Origin of the sequence: Roseovarius roseus (genome assembly GCF_043355935.2) — a bacterium.
Classification (GTDB): Bacteria; Pseudomonadota; Alphaproteobacteria; order Rhodobacterales; family Rhodobacteraceae; genus Roseovarius; species Roseovarius roseus.
On record NZ_JBHFPE020000006.1, the window covers coordinates 48,425 to 64,224 of the forward strand.

Consider the following 15,800-nt stretch of genomic DNA (forward strand, 5'->3'; position numbering starts at 1 on the left):
GCTGACATGAGCGACAAGATAGACATCAAGGCAAGCGAGACAGGCATCGTGCGTGTGTTTGCGGTTGATATCCCGGCAGACCAGATCGCGGCCTTCACCGCGCGCAATGGCCGCTGGCCCCTGCGCGATGCGCTGGGGGCCGATGCGCTGGATGCGGACCATATCGAGGTGTTCGACGCCTCCGACCTCACCGGGGTCGGCCTGCCCGGCTACCTTGCCGACGGGCACGCCATCCCGGACGACCAGATCGAGCCGATGCGCGCGCAGCTCATGGCGCAGGAGGGCACGCTGATGGTCATCACGTCCCGCGCGTTTCAGGGCACGGCGCAGGTGTTGACGCCCCGCGCGCCCGTGCGCCTGATCGCCACCTTTCAGGAGCCGCATGACCCCGTCACCTTCGGCGCCCTGCCCGATGCCTCGGCGCGCACGCCCGAATATGAAGAGACGCCTGAGCGCAAGACGCCCTCGGACGCCGCCATGTCGGGCCGCGTCGCGATGATCGTGCTCTTGGTATTGGCCCTTCTGGTCGCCGTGATGGTGTGGATCGCTGCATGACGGGCACTGGCACCACGCTCATTATCAACGCCCAACTGATTGACCCCGAGGCCGGCACCGTCACGCGCGGCAGCGTCCTGATCGAAGAGGGGCGCATCAGCCGGGTCACCCCGGACGTGACGGAGGCCAGCACGCCCTCCGGCGCGCATGTGGTCGATGCGGGGGGCAAGCATCTGGCGCCCGGCATCGTCGATATCGGCGTCAAGGTCTGCGAGCCGGGCGAGCGGCACAAGGAATCCTTCCGCTCCGCCGGTCTGGCCGCGGCTGCAGGGGGCGTGACCACCATGGCCACGCGCCCCGATACGCTGCCCGCGATCGACAGCCCCGAAGTGCTGGAATTCACCCGCCGCCGCGCGAACGAGGCGGCGCCGGTCAATGTCCTGCCCATGGCCGCGCTGACCAAGGGGCGCGAGGGCAAGGAAATGACCGAGATCGGCTTTCTCATGGATGCCGGTGCCGTCGCCTTCACCGATTGTGACCATGTCGTGCAAAGCACGAAGGTCTTTGCCCGCGCGCTGACCTATGCCCGCGCCTGCGGCGCGCTGGTCATCGCCCACCCGCAAGAGCCGGGCCTGTCGGCGGGCGCCGCCGCCACATCGGGCAAGTTCGCCTCGCTCTATGGCCTGCCCGCAGTCAGCCCGATGGCCGAGCGGATGGGCCTCGACCGCGACATCGCGCTGCTGGAGATGACCGGCGCGCGATACCACGCCGATCAGATCACCACGGCGCGCGCCCTCCCGGCGCTGCAAAGGGCCAAGCGCAACGGCCTCGACATCACCGCAGGCACGTCGATCCATCACCTGACGCTGAACGAGCTGGACGTCTCGGGCTATCGCACCTTCTTCAAGGTCAAGCCGCCGCTACGCAGCGAGGAGGACCGGCAGGCGATCATCGAGGCAGTGCGCGACGGGCTGATCGACACGATCAGCTCGATGCACACACCGCAGGACGAGGAGAGCAAACGCCTGCCGTTCGAGGAGGCGGCATCGGGCGCCGTGGCACTCGAGACGCTGCTTCCCGCCGCGCTGCGCCTTTATCATTCGGGCGACCTGGATCTGCCGACGCTCTTCCGCGCGCTGGCCCTGAACCCGGCCAAGCGCCTTGGCCTGCAATCGGGGCGCATGGCGGCAGGCGCGCCCGCCGATCTGGTGCTTTTCGATGCGAACAAGCCCTTCGTGCTCGACCGGTTCGCGCTGCGATCGAAATCCAAGAATACGCCCTTCGATGGCGCCCGGATGCAGGGGCGCGTGCTCGCTACCTATGTCGGCGGCGCCGCAGTCTACGAGGCCGAATAGATGCCCCTGATCGAGACGTCCGCCGTCATCCTCATCCTCTGGGCCGTCATCGGCTACCTGCTGGGATCGATTCCGTCGGGCATGATCCTTGCCCGCGCCATGGGGCTGGGCAACCTGCGCGAGATTGGATCGGGCAATATCGGCGCAACCAATGTGCTGCGTACCGGCTCGAAAAAGGCGGCGGCGGCGACGCTGCTGCTGGATGGCCTGAAGGGCGCCGTGGCCGTGCTGCTGGCGCGCTGGATCGCGGGCGAGGATGCGGCGCAACTCGCGGGTCTCGCCGCGTTCCTCGGCCATTGCTTCCCGGTCTGGCTCAAATTTCGCGGTGGCAAGGGCGTGGCGACCTTTCTGGGCCTGATGTTGGCGCTGGCATGGCCGGTGGGCCTGCTGGCTTGCGCGACGTGGCTGGCGACGGCGGCGGTTCTGCGCATCTCGTCGCTCTCGGCGCTGGTGGCGGCGCTCAGCGCGCCGGTCTGGATGCTGCTGCTGGGTTATTGGTCGATGCTGGTGCTGGGCTTGGTGTTGGCCGCGCTGATCCTCTGGCGGCACCGCAGCAACATCGCGCGTCTGCGCGCCGGAACCGAGCCCAAGATCGGCGCCAAGTGACGCTGTTTCTGGAGGCGTGGGATGCGCTTCCCCTCGGCACGTTTCACGGCGTGGCGGAGGGGCGGCGCTATGTCGTCACCCGCAGTGATTTTTCCGGCGGCGCGGCGCAAAAGCTGGTTGCCGAAGAACTGGGCGACAGTGATTATATCAGCATGAACCTCTATCGGCTGGCTTCAGGCGCGCAGCTGAAGCCGTGCGAGATGCCCGAGGAGAAGGTGCTGCGCTTTGTCTTGGATCTGGAGCGGCGCTAAACCAGCCCGCCCACGATTTCGCGGTGCAAGAGCGGCCCCGCCGCGACCATTCCGTCCACCTGCGGCACGGGGTTGTTGAAGCGCAGCGCGTTGCCGCGCCGGTCGGTCGAGAGCGCCCCCGCCTCACGCAGGATCAGATCGCCCGCGGCCACGTCCCATTCCCACGTCTTGCGCAGGGTCAGCATCGCATCGAACCGCCCCTCGGCCACGAGGCTGAGACGATAGGCCAGAGACGGGCGATGCTCGCGCTTGAAGGCGGGGACCGCGCCGCGCCAATGCCGCGGCTCCAGCATGGGGCGCGCGGCCAAAAGGGTCGCGCCCTCGGCCCGGTCCATTGCGCTGGCACGGATTGGCGCGCCGTTCAGCGTGGCCCCCTCGCCCAGCGCGGCGGCATACATCAGATCCAGCATGGGCAGGTAGACGACGGCGGCGGTCACCTGCCCCTCATCCACCACGGCCAGCGCATGCGCCCAGGCGCGGCTGCCGTCGATAAAGCTGCGCGTGCCGTCGATGGGATCGATGATGAAGGTGCGAGGCGCGGCGGCGCGCAGCGGGTCATGCGCGCTTTCCTCGCTGAGCCAGCCATAGGCGGGCCGCGCGCCGCGCAGCTTGGCCTCCAGCGCGTCGTTCACGGCCAGATCCGCCTCGGTGACAGGGCCGGCTTCCTCAGGCTTGTCCCAGCGCCGCACGCTGCCGCCAACATAGGACGTCGCCACCTCGCCCGCCCTGCGGGCGGCGTCGATCAGAAGGGGCAGATCACGTGCCGGCAAGGGTCATCCCCTCAACCAAGAGCGACGGCACGACCGAGCTGAGATGTCTGCGCGCGTCATTGGCAGGCGTGAGGCGCATCAGCATGTCATGCAGGTTGCCCGCGATGGTCAGCTCGTTCACCGGGTAGGCGATCTCGCCATTCTCAATCCAGAAACCGGAGGCGCCGCGCGAGTAATCCCCGGTGTTGGAATTGATCGTGGAGCCGATCATCGACGTCACCAGCAGCCCGGTGCCCATGCCTTTGATCAGATCCTCGCGGCTGGCGCTCCCTTGGGTCAGCGCGATGTTCCAGGTGCCGGGGCGCGGCGGGCCGGACATGCCGCGCTTGGCATTGGCGGTCGATTGCATGTCCAGCTGCCGCGCGCTGGCAAGATCCAGAATCCAGCCAGTGAGGATACCGTTTTCCACGATGGCGCGGCGCTGGGTCGGCAGGCCCTCTCCGTCGTAGGGGCGCGATCCGGCGACGCGGGGCCGATGCGGGTCCTCGATGATGCTGAGGCTGTCCGGCAAAACCTGCTGACCCAGCTTGTCCCGCAGCCATGTCGCGCCACGGGCGACAGCGGCGCCATTGGCCGCGCCCAGCAGATGCCCGATCAGCGAGGTCGAAATCCGCTCGTCAAAAAGCACCGGATAGGCGCCGGTCTTGGGGCGGCGCGCGCCAAGGCGCTCGGCGGCGCGCTGACCTGCGCGGGTGCCGATCTCAGCGGCGCTGCGCATGTCCGCATCCCAGATGCGCGCGTCTCCGTCCGAGTCGCGCTCCATTCCCGCGCCGGTCCCGGCGATGGCGGCACAGGAGACATACCAATCGGTGCGCGTGTGCCCGGCGACAAAGCCGTTGCTGGCAGCCAGCCAGACGCGCCGCCGCTCATACCCAGCGGTCGAGGCCTGCACCTGGCTGACGCCCTCCACGGCAAGGGCTGCCGCCTCGGCCTCGGCGGCGCGGCGCTGCAGCTCGGCAGGCTCGGGCTCGGGCGCGGGATCGGCCAGCTGCAATGCGCCCATGTCCCAATCGCGGGCAAGCTGATCTGCATCCGCGAGCCCGGCATGTGGATCCTCGGGTGCCTCGCGGGCCATGGCGACGGCCCGCTCGGCCAGAATGTCCAGCGTCTCGCGCCGGATGTCGGAGGATGACACATTCGCCTGCCTCTGCCCGACCAGCACGCGCAGCCCCAGATCGGTCGCCTCCGACCTCTCCGCCTGCTCCAGCGCGCCGCCGCGCACGTCGATCACCTGGCTCGCCCCTGTGGCGACCATCGCATCGGCACTATCCGCGCCCGCGCGGCGCGCCGCCGCCAGAAGGGCCTGCGCCAGATCATCATGGGTATGCGTCATAAAATCAGCCTTTCGAATGCACCTCGTGAGGTAGTCCGCCCCGGCCCCCGGCACAAGGGCGGGCGGCAAACGCAAAACGGGCCGGAGGATACCCCCGGCCCGTCTGCAATCCGCCTGAGCGGTGTTACTTCAGCCGCTGGCCATTGGCCAGAATCCCGCCATCCTCGGTAAACTCGATGTCGGATTTCAGCACATCCTCGCCCTCGCCAGGAACGGCAGCCATGCCCAGCATCATGCGCGCACCCATCGCCTGATCCTCGGCCAGAAGGCCCATCGAGATCAGCTTGTCCATCAGCGTGTTTGCGCCGGTCAGGACGAAGGACAGGTTGCCCACCGGCTTGGGCTGGCCGCCATAGCTGACCATATCGCTGTTGTCGAAGGTGACATCGCCCTTCCCGGTCAGTTCCGCCCCGGCGAGGCTGATCAGAAGGCGATTCAGCGTCAGCGCGTTCAGTTCGGCGGGGGCGGCCGCGTCATCCGACTCCAGCCGGGACATCGCAGCAGGGTCCATGACATTGACAAAGACACTGGCCTTGCCATCCACATCCAGCGCAACCGTGGCCGGATCACGCGGCAGCACACTTTCGGGATCGAAAAGCGCCCAGACGGTATCGCCCAACGTTACCCCGCCCAGCAGGAAGCTCAGGCCGAAATCCTGCGGCTCCTGCCCTTCGGCCAGCGGCACCAGCAGATCGAAGGCGCTCTCGTCCATTTCCATCGACAGCGCGAAGGGCATCTGCGGCACCATCGCCTCGATGGCCGTGCCCTTGGTCGTGCCGCCATAGGCCAGGCCCGACATGTCCATGCGGACGGTCAACTGGCCACCCTGGCTGGAGGAGGTGCCGCTGGTCACGGCGCCCTCGTCGGTGAACTCGAAGCGGCTGTTGCCGGGGCCAAAGATATAGCCGCCATCCATGGCAAAGCCCGCCTCCAGCGCGGCGGCCATGTCGTTCATGTCAACGGCGTCCGGGATGATGACATTGCCCATCATCTCCAGCGTCTCGAACTCACCTGACATGGCCACGGCGCCGCCTTCGGGGTCAGCGAAGTTCACGGTATAGGTTGCGGGACCGGTGCGCACCGTTTGCTCGGCGGCGCGCCCGTCCTCCAGCATCATCACCGTCTGGCCCTCGACGTCCTGCATGTCAAAGCGGATATCGCCCAGATCGACAGGCTCGCCCTCGGCGGTCAGGCCACCCATGGCCAAGCCGATGCTATCGGCGGTGTAATCATAGCTCATCCGCGTAGCGGTGCCCGACACGACGCTGTCCATACCTTCTGTGCGGTAGAGCAGCTCCAGCGTATAGGCCTCGGGCGCATCCGCGGCGATGGTGATCGGCATCTCGCCAGGATAGACGATGCGCACGGTGCCCGCGCCATTGTCATTCAGCGCGACCTGCGGGATCGTGATCGTGGTCTCGCCCCCTTCATCCGGCAGGGTCTGCGTCAGGACGATATTCGTCAGCTCCAGCCCCGATGACGTCTGCGCCTCATCCGCCGTCACGGCAAAGCCGAAACCGGTCAGGTAATTCTGCCAGTCGGCCCAGACATCTGCGGGGGTAACGTCGGCCATTGCCGCGCTGCCGGTGACCATCAGCGCCATCGCGGCGGTCATGGCCCTTTGCGTGCCATAGGAATTCATGTGAGACCTCGTTTATCCTGAAAATTTGCGCTCAGCTTCGGGCCAATAGGGGCCAGCGTCAAGAGCCGCGGACTGGACCATGGCGGTGGCCGGCGCTACTCAGGTCCGAGAGCCTACAATTACCGCAGGAGAGAGCCATGACATCCGCCCCAGATATGACCGGGAAAACCGTGCTGATCACCGGCGCCAGCCGGGGCATCGGCGCAGAAGCCGCGCGCGTCTTTGCCGAGGCGGGCGCAAATCTGGTGCTCATGGCACGGTCGGAAGGCGCGCTGGGGGAGGTCGCCTGTCCGCTGGACGCGCTGGCCGTCACGGGCGATGTGGCCCGCTACGGCGATGTCGCGCAGGCGGTCGAGCAGGCGCAGGAGCGATTTGGCCGTCTGGATGTGCTGATCGGCAATGCCGGCGTCATCTGGCCGATCGGCCCGCTGGAAAGCGCCGATCCGGAGGAATGGGGCCGCGCCATAAATATCAACCTCAAGGGCGTTTTTCACGGCATGCGCGCCGCCATGCCGGGAATGCGGCAGGCTGGCGGCGGCACGATTCTGGCGGTATCCTCCGGCGCCGCGCATAGCGCGCTCGAAGGGTGGAGCGCCTATTGCGCCTCCAAGGCGGGCGCGGCCATGCTGACCGCCTCGGCCCATGCAGAGGGCGCGGATTTCGGGCTGCGCGCGATGGGGCTGTCGCCCGGCACGGTCGCCACCGACATGCAGCGCGACATCCGCGCCAGCGGGATCAACCCGGTCAGCCAGTTGGACTGGTCAGACCATATCCCGGCGGACTGGCCTGCCCGCGCGCTCCTCTGGATGTGCGGCGGGGGGGCGGATGCCCATCTGGGGCAGGAAATCTCGCTGCGCGATCCGGCGATCCGCAAGGCCATCGGCCTCGGGGACGCGGCATGATCACGCTGGACGAGCAGGGCGGCATCTGGACCGTCACCATCGACCGCGCCGCCAAGGCGAACGCCCTGAGCGAGGACATGCTGATCCGGCTGGCCGAGATCGCCGAGGCCGCGGGCCGCCCCGGTGCCGCACGCCTGCTGATCCTGACAGGCGCGGGCAAGGTCTTCTCGGCCGGTGCCGATCTGGCCGCGGTGGAAGGCGGTCTTGCCACCCATCCGGTGTGGGAGCGTCTGTCATCGGCCATCGCCGCCCTGCCCTGCCTCAGCATCGCGGCGCTGAACGGCACGGTTGCGGGCGGCGCCATGGGCATGGTGCTGGCCTGCGATTTTCGCGTCGCCGTGCCCGGCGGGCAGGTCTTCTACCCGGTGATGAAGCTTGGATATCTGCCGCAACCCTCCGATCCCGCGCGCCTCGTGGCGCTGGTGGGGATAGGGCGCGCGCGGCGCGTCCTTCTGGCCGGTGAGCGGCTGGAGGCGCAGACGGCGCTGGACTGGGGCCTCTTCGACCGGATTGCAGAGCCTGAGGCGCTCATGGAGTCCGTGATGAACCTTGCCGAACATGCCCTGTCAGCGACGCCCGAACATGTGGTGGCAATCAAGCGGCTGATCCGCTGAGCGCCTAGTTCAACCCGCGCTCGGTCACGATCACGATGCGGCCCGCCCCCGCCGCGCGCAGATCGCGCGCGATGCGCACCAGTTGAGCGGCCGGCAGGTCGCGGTCGGGCACCAGCCGGACCTCGGGGTTGGCCTCGGTGCCGAGGCGCGGCAGCAGCGCGCCTGCGGAGGCCAACTCTTCGCCGCGATAGCTCAGTGTGGCATCGGCGCGGATCACCAGCCCATCGGGCGGCGGGCGCCCTTCAAGCGCATCGGTGCGCACCAGGGTCACATCATTGTCCATCGGCCGGGCCAGCGTGCCGGCGACCATGAAGAAGACCAGCATCAAAAAGACGATGTTGATCAACGCGATTGTCGGCTCGCGCCGCGAGGAGGGGCGCGCACGTCTCATGCGCCGCCCAGAACGGTCGGAGAGATGCCGGGGATACCGCGCAACGCGACCAGCAGATCGGTCAGACGCTGCGCCGTGACGCCATCGCCCAAGGCGATCAGCAAGGGCTGCGCCGCGTCCGAGGCTGGCCGCGCACGCAGCGTCTCGGCCAGTGCGCCCAGCGCCAATGCCTCGCCATTCAGTGTCAGATCATCGCTGCGCAGTTGCAGGAAAAGGGGGCGCTGACCGCTTTCCTGCGCCGCGCCACCGGTCGCCGCGCTCAGCTCGACCTCCGAGAATTTCGAGAAGGTCGAGCTGAGCATGAAGAAGAGCAGAAGCAGGAAGATGACATCGATGAGCGAGGTCATCGACAGCCGCCGCCGCACCCGGCGGCGTCTAGGCACGCTGCGGCGCCGCCCCGCCCGCCGCCGCGTCCTCGGCCACAGCGGCCTCGTGGTTGCGGATGCCGCGCGGGTGCAGGATGGTGGCCAGCGCCCGCTCGGTGGTAACGCGCTCGGCATCCATGCGGCCCTCGAACCAGCTGAGGACAAGGGCGGTCGGCATCGCCACGACCAGCCCGACAGCCGTCGTCAGCAGCGCGACCCAGATCCCACCCGCCAGGATCGACGGATCGACTTGCGCGCCCGCATCCTGCAGCGCCTGAAACGCCTCGATCATGCCCAGAACCGTGCCGAAGAGTCCCAAAAGAGGCGCAAGTTGCGCGACCGAGTCGAGCAGGCGAAACCCACGCTCCAGCCCGGCAAAGCGCGTCTCGGCCTCCGCGTCCAGACGCTGTGCATCGGCGGGCCCTGAGGTGAAGGCCATCTCGACCACCGGCGCGAGGTAGCTGCGCGACCGGGCCAGCGAAGCGCGCGCGCCCTCGCGGTCGCCATGATCCCACGCGGCCACGGCATCCTTGAGCGCGGTATGTCGCCCCACTCCGGCTGACGAAAACTGCCAAATCTTGTAGAGCATCACGGCCAGCGTCACGACCGACACCGCGATCAGCAGGATGACAACCGGGCCGCCGATCTCGGCAATTTGGCGGAACGGATCAAGAAGGGTGTTCATCCCATCACCTCGATATCGGTGCGGCTGGAGAGGATCAGACCCCGCTCGCAGGCGCCCTCGGGCAGGCCCGCGCCGCTACAGGTCTGCGCCCCGTTGAAGAGGATGCTGCCGATCCCTTCGCAGCTTACCCCAGCGACCGAGAACTGGCGAACGCGGGGCCGGCCGGGCGGCAGGCTGCCCAGATCGAAGAGGGTCAGCCGGTCGACCTGCCCCGACGCATCGAAAAGGACGGTCTCGTAGATGGCCTGGTCGATCTGCGCGTCATGGCCGCTCTGCACCAGAAATGACAGCGTGCAGGCCCCCTCGACCGTCTTGGCCGCGTTCAGCTCGATCGAGACGGCCGCACCGACCTCTTCCTCGGCGGCGGCGGGGAGAGCCGATAGAAGGGCAATAGTCGTCAAAATCGGGCGGAGCGCCATGGATCGTCTCTCCCTCATTGCGGATACGCCCCAGCTTTTCACCATATGAGGCGCATCATGGCAATGTAGGATCGCCTTGCCCGGTGGGGGCGCGCCGCTACATGCGCACCCGCTCGCTCTTGGGATCATACATGGGCTTGAGGCTCGCCTCGGCCCGCACCCGCGTGCCCGCAACGTCGATCTCATAAGTCGAGGCCAGCACCTCCTCGACGCTCTCGCCCTTGCAGGGAACGTACCCCATCCCGATGGCGCCGCCCAGATGATGGCCGTAATTGCCCGAGCTGACATAGCCGATGATCTCGCCATCCCGCAGCAGCGGCTCGTTGTGATAGAGCAGCGGCTCGGGGTCCGTCAGGCGGAATTGCACCATGCGATGCGCCAGCCCTTCATCCTTCTTGCGCAGAACCGCGTCACGCCCGATGAAATCCGGCTTGCCCGTCTTGACCGCAAAGCCGAGGCCCGCCTCCAGCACGTGGTCCTCGCAGGTGATGTCATGCCCGAAATGGCGAAAGCCCTTTTCGATCCGGCAACTGTCCATCGCATGCATGCCGCAGAGTTTCATGCCATGTGCCTGACCCGCCTCATGCAGCACCTCGAAGGCATGCCCGGCCATGTCGGCGCTGACATAGACCTCCCAGCCCAGCTCACCCACGTAAGAGACGCGGTGCACGCGGGCGAGACCCATCCCGAGCTCGATCTCCTGCGCAGTGCCGAAGGGGTTAGTATCATTGCTGAAATCGGCGGGCGAGACGGCTTGCAGCACCTTCCGCGCGTTCGGACCCATCACGGCCAGCACGCCCTCACCCGCCGTCACATCGGTGATGACGACGTTATGCGCGCCCTTGTGACGCTCCATCCATGTCTGATCGGCCAGCCGCGTGGCGGCGGGGGTGACGACCAGATAGGCCGTCTCGGAAAGGCGCGTGACGGTCACATCCGCCTCGATCCCGCCGCGACTATTCAGAAATTGCGTGTAGACGATGCGCCCGATGGGCACGCTGAAATCACCGCCGCCGATATGGTTGAGGAACGCCTCCGCATCCGGCCCTTCGACGCGCAGCTTGCCGAAGGAGGACATGTCATACATGCCGACGTTCTCACGGATCGCGCGATGCTCGGCTGCGGCATTTTCAAACCAGTTCTGCCGCTTCCAGCTATAGCGATACTCGCGCTCCTGGCCCTCATCCGCGAACCAGTTAGCGCGCTCCCAGCCTGCCGCCTCACCCATGACAGCGCCCTCGCTCAGCAGGTGATGGTGGAAGGGGGTGCGCCGGATACCGCGCGCCGTAGCCTTCTGGCGATAGGGGAAGTGATCGGCGTAGAGCAGGCCCAGCGTTTCCTTGCTGCGCTCAAAGAGATACGTCTTGTTGCCCTGAAAGGGCTGCATCCGCGCGATATCCACATCGCCCAGATCAAAGGGTTTCTCGCCGCTCTCCATCCAGAGGCTCAGCGCATGGCCCGCGCCGCCCGCCGACTGGATGCCGATCGAGTTGAAGCCCGCCGCCACCCATACATTGTCCATCCCCGGCGCCTGGCCAAGGTGATAGGCGTCGTCGGGGGTAAAGCTCTCGGGTCCGTTGAAGAAGGTATGAATGCCCGCGCTGGCCAGCATGGGCAGGCGGTTGCAGGCGGCCTCCAGAATGGGCTCGAAATGGTCGAAATCCTCGGGCAGCTGATCGAATTCGAAGGTCTCGGGGATGCCGTCCATACCCCAGGGCTTGGACAGAGGTTCGAACGCGCCAACCAGCATCTTGCCTGCGTCTTCCTTGTAATAGGTGCATTCATCCGGCACGCGCAGGACGGGAAGCTGGCTCAGCCCCTCGATCGGCTCGGTCACTATGTAGAAATGCTCGCAGGCGTGGAGCGGCACGTTGACGCCCGCCATGCGGCCCACCTCGTGCCCCCACATACCTGCGCAGTTGACGATCATGTCACACTCGATATGGCCCTCTGCGCTGCCATCATCAGCGGCCCAATCGACGCCGGTGACGCGATTCCGCGTCTTCGCAATGCCGATCACACGCACACGCTCCTGCACGCGCGCGCCACGCTGGCGGGCGCCCTTGGCCAGTGCCAGCGCGATGTTGGCGGGGTCCGCCTGTCCGTCGGTCGGCAACCAGACACCGCCGGTCACGCCGTCGATACTCAGATGCGGATAGCGCGACTTGATCTCGTCCGCCGTCAGCTCCTCGGCCGGCACGCCGAAGGCGCGGGCCATCGCGGCCTGCCGATGCAGCTCTTCCAGCCGCTCGCCGGTCAGCGCCGCCGAGATCGAGCCGACCTGCCGGAACCCCGTTGCCACGCCGGTCTCTTCCTCCAGCCCGGTATAAAGCTCGGCCGAATAGCGCGCGAGTTTCGTCATGTTGCTGGACGCGCGCAGTTGCCCGATGAGGCCCGCGGCATGCCATGTTGTCCCGCTGGTCAGCGCCTTGCGCTCCAGCAGCACGACATCGCTCCAGCCCAGCTTGGCGAGGTGATAGGCGACCGAACAGCCGACGACGCCGCCGCCGATAATGACCACGCGGGCCTTTGTGGGCAGATCCATGATGCAAACCTCCTGTAGTTAGACAATGGTGTGACCGGCGGTGCGCAAACGCGCGGCAAGCTCGGCGATATGATCGGGGCCGACCTCGCAGCAGCCACCGACGATCGTGGCCCCTTGCGCGATCCAGCCCATGGCAAAATCGGCGTAGAGGTCCGGCGTGAGGTCGCGCCGTGCGCTCAGCGCATCGACCGTGGGGGCTTCCTTGAGAAAACCCTCGGCGATGTGATCGAAGCCGTTGGCATAGGCACCGAAGGGCAGCCCGAATTCGCGCAGGCGGATCAGCCCCGCGCCGACCGCCTCGGGGCGGGTGCAGTTGATCAGCACGGCCTCGGGTCTGTAGGTGGCGATGACATCCGCCAACTCATCGACGCGCTCGCCCGAGCGCAGGCGATTGCCGTTGTCATCCATCACGGTCACGGCCAGCCAGACGGGCACATCCACGCCCTTGCAGCCCATCAGCGCCCCCTCGGCCTGTGCGACCGATGCGGCGCTCTCAACCAGCAGGATGTCCACGCGCCCACGCATCAACTCGACCAGTTCGGCATAAAGGGGCGCGGCCTCCTCGGGCGGCGGGCAGAGATCCGGGCGGTAGGAGGCGCCCAGCGGGCCAAGGGTGCCTGCGATGCGGCCGCTGCCATGGGCCGTGCGCGCGGTTTCAGCCTCGCTCAGTGCGCAGTCGATCAGCGCGGCGAAATCGCCCTCCAGCCCCGCGCGCACCAGCCTGTCGCGGTGAACGGGGTAGGTGTTGGTGCTGGCAACAGTCGCGCCCGCGTCGAAATAGGCGCGATGCACCTCGGCGACGAGGCCGGGATGCGCCTTCATCACGCTGGTCGACCAAAGCGGCGTCGGCGCGTCCCCGGCGCGCTTGACCAGTTCCTGCCCGATCGAGCCGTCGAGAAGGGTAATCTCGCTCACAGGGGCACCCTGACCGATGGCGCAGGGATGGCCGCAACGAGGCCTCTGTTGAGAGGGGCGGACATCAGGCGCGGATCCGTTCGTTATCGGTGTCCCAAAGCGGCGCGTCGGGCTGGACCGTGGCGGCGAAGCGCTCGCCGTAGATCTCGACCTCGAGCGCGGTTCCCGCCTCGGCCAGATCGGCGCGGATCATGCCCAGCGCGACCGAGGCGTTCACGCGGTAGCCCCAGGCGCCGCTGGTGGTTTCGCCCACGATCTCGCCGCCATGCCAGAGCGTCGACATATAGGGCGCATCGGCCCCGCCCGCCTCCACGATCAGCGTGACAAAGCGTTTCTTGCTGCCTTGCTGCTTCTCGCTCAGAAGCGCCGCCTTGCCGGGGAAGTCCTGCGGCTTGTCGAACTTGACGAAGCGTTCGAGCCCGCCTTCCAGCAACGAATAATCGGTGCTCAGGTCGCCCTTCCAGGCGCGGTAGCCTTTCTCGATGCGCAAGCTGTTGAGCGCATACATCCCGAAGGGCTTGGCGCCAGCATCAAGGATCGCGCGGTAGATCTCGGGCATGTCCTCGTTCGCAGCATGCACTTCCCAGCCCAATTCCCCGGCAAAATTGACGCGGATCAGGAACGCCTTGCGCCCGGCGACGGTGCAATGCTGGTGGCTGAGCCACGGCAGCGTCAAATCGCCATCGGTGAGCGGGGCCAACAGGTTGCGGCTCTCGGGGCCGGTGACGATCAGCGCGCTGCGCTCACTCGTCGTCTCCTCGACGGTGACGCCTTTGGGAACAGCGCGACGTATCAGCTCGCCATCATGCCATTGCGCGGTGGCCGCCGTGATCAGCACGAAGCTGTCCTCGGCCAGCCGGATGCAGGACAGCTCGGTCAGGATGCGGCCGAGATTGTCGGAGACATAGACGAGGTTCATCCGCCCCAGTTTGGGCAGGCTGCCAGTCACCCAGCCGCGCAGCCACTCGTCCGCACCCTGCCCCCGCACCCAGAAGCGCGAGAAGCCGGGCAGATCGAGCACGCCACAATGATCGCGCACCGCCTCGCATTCCTCGCGGATGCGCTGCTCCCACGGGCCGGCGCGGTTCCAGGTCTGGGTCGCCTCCTCGCTCAGATCGTCGCCCGGCTGTGCGAACCAGTTGGCCCGCTCCCACCCGTTATAGGCGCCCATGACGCCGCCCATCTCGCGCACGATGGCATCGTTCGGACCGAGCTTCTTGTCCCGGCCAGCGGGCCATTCATGCCACGGGAAATGCATGGCATATTCGTGGCCATAGACCTCCATTCCCTTGGCGATGCAGTAGTCATTATCGGTGTAATCGGTATACCGGCGCGGATCGACGGACCACATGTCCCATTCGGTGCTGCCTTCGGTGATCCACTCGGCCAGCACCTTGCCCGCGCCGCCCGCCTGCGCGATGCCGAAGGTGAAGACGCAGGCCTCGAAGGCGTTGGGCACGCCCGGCATCGGGCCCAAGAGCGGCAGGCCATCGGGCGCATAGGGGATTGGGCCGTTGATGACCTTGTTGATCCCCGCCTGCCCCAGCAAAGGCACGCGCGCCATCGCATCCTCGATGTACCATTCCAGCCGCTCCAGATCGTCGGGATAAAGCTGGAAACTGAAATCCTCGGGGAAGGGGTCATCGGGCGTGATCCAATGCGCCTTGCAGTTCCGCTCGTAAGGTCCGAGGTTAAGGCCGGTTTTCTCCTGCCGCAGGTAGTAGGAGCTGTCGACATCGCGCAGAAGCGGCAGCTTGCCGTGCTTGGCGGTATGCTCGGCGATTTCGGGGATCTCGTCGGTCAGAAGGTATTGATGGCTCATGACCATCATCGGCACGGTCCGCCCGCCATAGGGCTTGAACCATTCGCCGACTTTCTGCGCGTAGTAACCTGCGGCATTCACCACATATTCGCAGCGGATATCGCCCTTGTGCGTGTGGACAATCCATTCCGTGCCGTCGCGGGTGACGCCCGTCGCGGGGCAGAACCGCTCGATCCGCGCGCCCAAATCCCGCGCGCCCTTGGCCAGCGCCTGCGTCAACTGCGATGGGTCGATATCGCCGTCGTTCGGATCATAGAGAACGCCCTTCAGATCGTGCGTTTCGAGGAAGGGATACATCGCCTTCGCCTCGTCCGGCGTCAGCATCCGCATGTCCATGCCCTGATAGCGGCCCATGCCGCAGGCGCGCTGGAATTCCTGCACCCGCTCCTCGCTATGGCCAAGGCGCAGCGAGCCGGTGACGTGGTAGTTCATCGGGTAATCGACAGCTTCGGCGAGGCCGCGATAGAGCTCGGCGCCGTAACGCTGCATGTTCATGATCGCCCATGAGGTGCTGAACGTCGGGACGTTCCCGGCGGCGTGCCACGTGCTGCCCGCCGTCAGCTCGTTCTTTTCCAGAAGGACGCAGTCGGTCCAACCCGCCTTGGCCAGATGGTAGAGGCCGGACGCGCCAACCGCGCCGCCGCCGATGATGACCACGCGGGCCGTGCTGGGGAAGTTGCTCATGGTTCC

The 15,800-nt window shown here is 66.8% G+C and carries 16 protein-coding genes; 6 read left to right on the forward strand and 10 right to left on the reverse strand.

The annotated features are described in order from the left end of the window. Positions 1 to 6 precede the first annotated feature (6 nt). The 4 genes from ACEWPL_RS11450 to ACEWPL_RS11465 are packed head-to-tail and all read left to right on the forward strand — an operon-like array spanning position 7 to position 2,707. A complete protein-coding gene (locus tag ACEWPL_RS11450) occupies positions 7 to 555 on the forward strand; it encodes a hypothetical protein (RefSeq protein ID WP_393932462.1) in 549 nt (182 codons plus the stop codon). Further along, complete coding sequence (gene pyrC, locus ACEWPL_RS11455) at positions 552 to 1,850, forward strand: dihydroorotase (protein ID WP_393932460.1); 1,299 nt, start codon at positions 552 to 554, stop codon at positions 1,848 to 1,850. The genes ACEWPL_RS11450 and pyrC overlap by 4 nt, the downstream gene beginning before the upstream one ends. Next, a complete protein-coding gene (gene plsY / locus ACEWPL_RS11460) occupies positions 1,851 to 2,456 on the forward strand; it encodes a glycerol-3-phosphate 1-O-acyltransferase PlsY (RefSeq protein ID WP_393932458.1) in 606 nt (201 codons plus the stop codon). It begins immediately after the preceding gene. Beyond that, a complete protein-coding gene (locus tag ACEWPL_RS11465; RefSeq protein ID WP_393932456.1) occupies positions 2,453 to 2,707 on the forward strand; it encodes a hypothetical protein in 255 nt (84 codons plus the stop codon). Before plsY ends, ACEWPL_RS11465 begins: the two co-directional genes overlap by 4 nt. Here the strand turns inward: ACEWPL_RS11465 and ACEWPL_RS11470 are convergent. The 3 genes from ACEWPL_RS11470 to ACEWPL_RS11480 form a co-directional block, all read right to left on the reverse strand. After that, complete coding sequence (locus ACEWPL_RS11470; RefSeq protein WP_393932454.1) at positions 2,704 to 3,477, reverse strand: 3'(2'),5'-bisphosphate nucleotidase CysQ; 774 nt, start codon at positions 3,475 to 3,477, stop codon at positions 2,704 to 2,706. The genes ACEWPL_RS11465 and ACEWPL_RS11470 overlap by 4 nt on opposite strands. Beyond that, complete coding sequence (locus ACEWPL_RS11475) at positions 3,464 to 4,810, reverse strand: TldD/PmbA family protein (protein ID WP_393932452.1); 1,347 nt, start codon at positions 4,808 to 4,810, stop codon at positions 3,464 to 3,466. The genes ACEWPL_RS11470 and ACEWPL_RS11475 overlap by 14 nt, the downstream gene beginning before the upstream one ends. Positions 4,811 to 4,934: 124 nt before the next feature. Beyond that, positions 4,935 to 6,452, reverse strand: a complete 1,518-nt coding sequence (locus ACEWPL_RS11480) for a DUF2125 domain-containing protein (protein WP_393932451.1) — start codon at positions 6,450 to 6,452, stop codon at positions 4,935 to 4,937. 137 nt (positions 6,453 to 6,589) lie between these two features. On the opposite strand from ACEWPL_RS11480, the gene ACEWPL_RS11485 reads away from it, so the two are divergent. Then, a complete protein-coding gene (locus ACEWPL_RS11485; protein WP_393932449.1) occupies positions 6,590 to 7,354 on the forward strand; it encodes an SDR family oxidoreductase in 765 nt (254 codons plus the stop codon). After that, positions 7,351 to 7,968, forward strand: a complete 618-nt coding sequence (locus ACEWPL_RS11490; protein WP_393932447.1) for an enoyl-CoA hydratase/isomerase family protein — start codon at positions 7,351 to 7,353, stop codon at positions 7,966 to 7,968. Before ACEWPL_RS11485 ends, ACEWPL_RS11490 begins: the two co-directional genes overlap by 4 nt. A 4-nt stretch (positions 7,969 to 7,972) precedes the next feature. Here the strand turns inward: ACEWPL_RS11490 and ACEWPL_RS11495 are convergent, their stop codons facing one another. The 7 genes from ACEWPL_RS11495 to ACEWPL_RS11525 form a co-directional block, all read right to left on the reverse strand. Next, positions 7,973 to 8,359 (reverse strand): ExbD/TolR family protein, encoded by a 387-nt coding sequence (locus ACEWPL_RS11495; RefSeq protein ID WP_393932445.1) that lies wholly within the window; start codon positions 8,357 to 8,359, stop codon positions 7,973 to 7,975. Continuing rightward, positions 8,356 to 8,712 carry an ExbD/TolR family protein gene (locus tag ACEWPL_RS11500; protein WP_393932555.1) on the reverse strand — a complete coding sequence of 119 codons (357 nt, stop codon included), beginning with the start codon at positions 8,710 to 8,712 and terminating at the stop codon, positions 8,356 to 8,358. The genes ACEWPL_RS11495 and ACEWPL_RS11500 overlap by 4 nt, the downstream gene beginning before the upstream one ends. Positions 8,713 to 8,734: 22 nt before the next feature. Then, complete coding sequence (locus ACEWPL_RS11505; RefSeq protein WP_393932443.1) at positions 8,735 to 9,409, reverse strand: MotA/TolQ/ExbB proton channel family protein; 675 nt, start codon at positions 9,407 to 9,409, stop codon at positions 8,735 to 8,737. Continuing rightward, the gene (locus ACEWPL_RS11510; RefSeq protein WP_393932441.1) at positions 9,406 to 9,828 is read right to left on the reverse strand and encodes a hypothetical protein; all 423 of its coding nucleotides are present in this window, start codon (positions 9,826 to 9,828) and stop codon (positions 9,406 to 9,408) included. The genes ACEWPL_RS11505 and ACEWPL_RS11510 overlap by 4 nt, the downstream gene beginning before the upstream one ends. A gap of 97 nt (positions 9,829 to 9,925) precedes the next feature. Continuing rightward, the gene (locus tag ACEWPL_RS11515; protein WP_393932553.1) at positions 9,926 to 12,376 is read right to left on the reverse strand and encodes a GcvT family protein; all 2,451 of its coding nucleotides are present in this window, start codon (positions 12,374 to 12,376) and stop codon (positions 9,926 to 9,928) included. Between the two features lie 15 nt (positions 12,377 to 12,391). Next, positions 12,392 to 13,288 (reverse strand): homocysteine S-methyltransferase family protein, encoded by an 897-nt coding sequence (locus ACEWPL_RS11520; RefSeq protein WP_393932439.1) that lies wholly within the window; start codon positions 13,286 to 13,288, stop codon positions 12,392 to 12,394. A 64-nt stretch (positions 13,289 to 13,352) separates the two neighbouring features. Then, positions 13,353 to 15,794, reverse strand: coding sequence for a GcvT family protein (locus ACEWPL_RS11525; RefSeq protein WP_393932437.1), 2,442 nt, complete (start codon positions 15,792 to 15,794; stop codon positions 13,353 to 13,355). Positions 15,795 to 15,800: the final 6 nt, after the last annotated feature.

What these genes read in the sequence shown, in the direction of transcription:
- ACEWPL_RS11475 (WP_393932452.1), bottom strand. Translation starts at nt 4,810, where the DNA reads ATGACGCATACCCATGATGATCTGGCGCAGGCCCTTCTGGCGGCGGCG.
- plsY (WP_393932458.1), top strand. Translation starts at nt 1,851, where the DNA reads ATGCCCCTGATCGAGACGTCCGCCGTCATCCTCATCCTCTGGGCCGTC.
- ACEWPL_RS11495 (WP_393932445.1), bottom strand. Translation starts at nt 8,359, where the DNA reads ATGAGACGTGCGCGCCCCTCCTCGCGGCGCGAGCCGACAATCGCGTTG.
- ACEWPL_RS11510 (WP_393932441.1), bottom strand. Translation starts at nt 9,828, where the DNA reads ATGGCGCTCCGCCCGATTTTGACGACTATTGCCCTTCTATCGGCTCTC.
- ACEWPL_RS11485 (WP_393932449.1), top strand. Translation starts at nt 6,590, where the DNA reads ATGACATCCGCCCCAGATATGACCGGGAAAACCGTGCTGATCACCGGC.
- ACEWPL_RS11480 (WP_393932451.1), bottom strand. Translation starts at nt 6,452, where the DNA reads ATGAATTCCTATGGCACGCAAAGGGCCATGACCGCCGCGATGGCGCTG.
- ACEWPL_RS11490 (WP_393932447.1), top strand. Translation starts at nt 7,351, where the DNA reads ATGATCACGCTGGACGAGCAGGGCGGCATCTGGACCGTCACCATCGAC.
- ACEWPL_RS11525 (WP_393932437.1), bottom strand. Translation starts at nt 15,794, where the DNA reads ATGAGCAACTTCCCCAGCACGGCCCGCGTGGTCATCATCGGCGGCGGC.
- pyrC (WP_393932460.1), top strand. Translation starts at nt 552, where the DNA reads ATGACGGGCACTGGCACCACGCTCATTATCAACGCCCAACTGATTGAC.
- ACEWPL_RS11505 (WP_393932443.1), bottom strand. Translation starts at nt 9,409, where the DNA reads ATGAACACCCTTCTTGATCCGTTCCGCCAAATTGCCGAGATCGGCGGC.
- ACEWPL_RS11450 (WP_393932462.1), top strand. Translation starts at nt 7, where the DNA reads ATGAGCGACAAGATAGACATCAAGGCAAGCGAGACAGGCATCGTGCGT.